Below are 4115 nucleotides of genomic sequence, written 5' to 3' on the forward strand. Positions count from 1 at the left end.
AAACGACTCCTACAATATCATCCAAACTGCCTCGGGCCACCGGAAAGAATAAATGGTTAGAACTGCGGATGATCCGCAGGTTGTACTGGTCATTGTCCTCAAGATCCAACCATTTGATTTGTGTCCGGGGTGTCATAAGAGCACCTACACGCATATCGCCCAAAATAAAAATTTTGTCCAACATTTCGCGCTCAGATTTTTCAAAAACACCATATTGAGCGCCCTGACCAATCAGTACTCTGACTTCTTCTTCTGTTACCGGCGGTTCTTCAGGGGGTTTGATTCCAAGCAGTTTCATGACCATCATTGTCGAAAGGCTTAATAAATGAACCAGAGGCCGGTTAATGCGCACAAAGGCTGTCATGGGTCTGGCTATAGCGGCTGCAATAGGTTCGGGGTTATTGAGTGCCAGTTTTTTTGGCACCAATTCGCCGATAATGAGTGATAAAAAGGTAATAATTCCTACGACAATGGCAAAACTGATAGCATCGCTGTATGGGCGCAGAAAAGGAATAGCATTTAATGATATAGCAAGGTAGCTGGATAGTTTAGCTCCTCCAAAAGCGCCTGTAAGTATGCCAATAAGGGTAATACCAATCTGTACGGCAGATAATAATGGTGTAGTGTCTTCTGCCAGTTTAATAGCAGCCTGTGCACCCTTACTGCCGTTTGCAGCCATACTTTCCAAACGGCTTTTGCGGGAAGAAACAATGGACATTTCGGTCATAGCAAATAGTCCATTAGCCAGAATAAGAAGTAAGATAATAATAATCTCGGTACCAATTGAAGCTGTATCCAAAATGTAAATAGCACTCTCCCTTTTATTTTGATAAAGCAAAACGTAGATTCAGGCGTTTGTATCCTCTGAGGAATTGATCCAACGTATCCGAGTTCCCTGATCGATGGGGGGTTAATATGGGATAGTCAGCAAAAAGTAAGAAAAAAACCATATATAGTTATCATTTCCCTTTAAGGACCGTATCAAACACCAGTATCAGGGTTATTTATTTGCCTAGCTAAACACTATGTTTTGCCTAAACCTCCTCTTATTCAACTGCCCGCAGCGAATCTAGCTGCGGGCAGTTGTTTTATAATTTGTTTATAACTGTCTCTACCTTTTTATTTTTTCTCATAATATAAGTCACCGCGCCGGCACCCGCAATCAATATGAGTGAAATAATTAGCCAATCATCTTTGTGATGGGTAAACATTTCTACAGCCTGCGAACCAAAATAATATATGAGTACACCTTCCAATAAAAACCGTTTGCCACGACCTAAAAAGGAAATAACTAAAAAAACCGTCATGTTTATTTTTAGTGCTCCGGCTGTAATACTAACAAATTTGTAGGGAATAGGGGATAATGCTGGTATAAATTTACGAGCAGCCGGTAAGCCAATTTTTAAGCCGATAGTATAGCCAATAAAACCGCCTAAGATCGAGGCTACAGTAGCAGCTAAGCCATAATATATAGCAAAATGCGTATTCGCTAAAGCTAACGGGATGAGAAGTAAGTCAGGTAATATTGGTGAAATAAAGGATTCCGTAAACGCAGCAATTAAAAGACCGGGAAATCCCCAGTCTAAAAGTGTTTCAAGTAATAAATCCATCAATATATTCCTCTCCTTTTTATTAGTTTAGCTTACATCTATAAATCAGTCAAGGTAAAGAGTACAATAAAAAAACAAGAAGAATTAACCAAACCGTTAATTCTTCTTAGCTATGGTGGAGATAAGCGGGATCGAACCGCTGGCCTCTTGAATGCCATTCAAGCGCTCTCCCAGCTGAGCTATATCCCCATATATTGAATTATAATTACAGTTGTAATTATAATCGTCCATGAATATAATGTCAAGAATTTTACTGAAAATCAATACCTATGGCAGGGACTTAATCTTTAAATGAAGAATACTTTGAAAATACATTCTTTATTGAACCATTCATAGCAACAACTATTGGTGCTGAGGGTAAGAAAGAAGGACGAACATGAACTTGTTAAAGATTGGTCTGTTGATAGACGGAACAGGCAATCCTCCCCAAGAGGCCTGTTACTTAGCTATTGATCAAGGACGCATTGTGGGTATTGGGAAAGCCGATGATTTTGCTGCTGACTGTGTGGCGGCAGCAGCTGATTATTCGCAGTACGTTGTTATGCCAGGTCTTATTGACCCGCATGTTCATCTCTTTTTGGAAGGTATTTCTGACGCAAAAACACGCACGCTGCGTTGGCAGGAGGATAAGGATACGACACTGCTCAGGGCAGTGAATAACCTGCGAAAAACCCTTTGTCAGGGGGTAACAACCGTCCGTGATTTAGGCGGCCCCTATGGAATAAACACATTCTTAAAAAAGGCGATACATCAGGGAATTATTGCCGGCCCCAGGGTGCTTACTGCTGGACAAGCTATTTCAATAACTGGCGGACATTTCCACTATGCAGGTGGACGGGAAGCTGACGGACCGGAAGAAATGGTCAAGGCAGTGCGGGAACAGGTTAAAGGTGGTGCCGACTGCATAAAAATTATGATGACAGGCAGCGTCAATTTTCATCGTCAAGATGCCGGCGTTGTAGAACTGTCACCGACTGAAGCGAAGGCGGCAGTCAATGAAGCTCGGCATTTAAAAAAAAGGGTTGCCGTACATGCCAATGGTATATCCGGTGTGCGTCAGGCGCTGACTGTCGGGGTGACAACTATCGAGCATGGAGCACTCATAGATGAAGCCACTGCCGATCTCATCGCTGCAAGTGCGGTATATTGGATACCTACCTTAACACCGTTTGAGCGAATGTTGGATTATGGTCGGACCCATCAGACCAAGACGATGCCGCCAAAAGGCGTTGAGGCAGTTTATTTGCGGCATAAGGCGATGGTTGCAAGGGGCTATCAGTCAGGCGCTAAAATCGTTGCTGGAACGGATGCCGGAGCTCTTGGCGTAGAGCATGGTGATATATGGCGGGAAATATGCCTATTGACTGAGTGTGGTTTACCACCATCTGCCGCACTTCAGGCTGCTACCAGTTTAGCGTCTCAGGCCATTGGTCTTGATGCAGAAGTTGGGACACTGCAAATAGGTAAACGGGCAGATTTGCTGGTATTGGCCGGCAATCCGCTTTCAGATATCACGTGTATAAGAAATGTTGTAAAAGTATTTAAAGATGGATTGGTTCAATACTCAGTTGATGGAGTTGGTCATGATGGAAGCAATTGAAAAACTGAAAGCTGGATTAGCTGAAAACGGCTATCTGGCTGATGATAATTTAGCGGCAACTATGTATTTGGCTGAAAATCTGGAAAAGCCGCTGCTCTTAGAGGGGCCGGCTGGTGTTGGCAAAACCGAATTGGCAAAGGCTTGGTCTCGCCTTCGCAACCGACGGCTTATCCGGCTGCAATGCTATGAAGGTCTGGATGAAAGCAAGGCGTTATATGAGTGGAATTATCAAAAACAACTGTTATACATCCAAATCGAAGCGTTGGCGCAAAGTGGTTGGGAAAAAGGGCGGCAACAAATATTTGACCAAGAATTTTTGCTTAAACGTCCGCTGTTAACGGCGCTTACCAGTACTGAACCGGTAGTTCTCCTAATCGATGAGATTGATAAAAGCGACCAGGAGTTCGAGAGCTTCTTATTGGAGGCGTTATCCGATTGGCAGGTAACCATTCCCGAATTGGGGACCATAACTGCTGTTACCCGGCCATATGTTGTGCTGACTTCTAATAGCACCCGGGAATTAGGAGATGCCCTGCGCCGCCGGTGTCTGCATTTTCATATTGACTATCCTGATTTTGAGCGCGAAATGGCGATTATTGAGTTAAATGTCCCGCACATTGACCGAAAATTTGCCGGCAAGCTGGTTGAATTTGTTCAAAATATTCGTAAACAGCCGCTCAAAAAACCGCCCAGCGTAACAGAGAGTATTGATTGGGTATTATCGATGCATATGCTAGGCGGTGAGTTAACGGCAGAGGCAGTTCGTGCTACACTTGCTGCGTTGCTTAAATATACAAAAGACCGCGAACTTGTTGTTGGCAAACTGCCATATTTGCTCAAACAATGAAACAGGTCATTGTTGAATTTGTCCGGCTATTGCGGGAAGCTGGGCTAACAGTAACGAC

4 protein-coding genes and 1 tRNA gene are annotated in these 4115 nt (G+C 43.6%); 2 read left to right on the plus strand and 3 right to left on the minus strand.

What is annotated here, in order from left to right; genetic code table 11:
- The 3 genes from AC29Z1_RS14600 to AC29Z1_RS14610 all read right to left on the minus strand — a co-directional run.
- On the minus strand, positions 1-799 hold a 799-nt coding region (locus tag AC29Z1_RS14600; RefSeq protein WP_488272186.1), incomplete at its 3' end, for a hemolysin family protein.
- Positions 800-1088: 289 nt separating this feature from the next.
- On the minus strand, positions 1089-1610 hold the full coding sequence (locus tag AC29Z1_RS14605) for a YqaA family protein (RefSeq protein WP_488272187.1): 522 nt from the start codon (positions 1608-1610) through the stop codon (positions 1089-1091).
- A 113-nt stretch (positions 1611-1723) separates the two neighbouring features.
- Positions 1724-1799 (minus strand) — tRNA-Ala (locus AC29Z1_RS14610).
- A gap of 187 nt (positions 1800-1986) precedes the next feature.
- Here AC29Z1_RS14610 and AC29Z1_RS14615 point away from each other — a divergent pair.
- The gene (locus AC29Z1_RS14615; protein ID WP_488272188.1) at positions 1987-3210 is read left to right on the plus strand and encodes a metal-dependent hydrolase family protein; all 1224 of its coding nucleotides are present in this window, start codon (positions 1987-1989) and stop codon (positions 3208-3210) included.
- Positions 3194-4057: an AAA family ATPase gene (locus tag AC29Z1_RS14620; protein ID WP_488272189.1), complete on the plus strand. Its 864-nt coding sequence runs from the start codon at positions 3194-3196 to the stop codon at positions 4055-4057. Before AC29Z1_RS14615 ends, AC29Z1_RS14620 begins: the two co-directional genes overlap by 17 nt.
- Positions 4058-4115: the final 58 nt, after the last annotated feature.

It is taken from the genome of Sporomusa sp. (assembly GCF_057736855.1).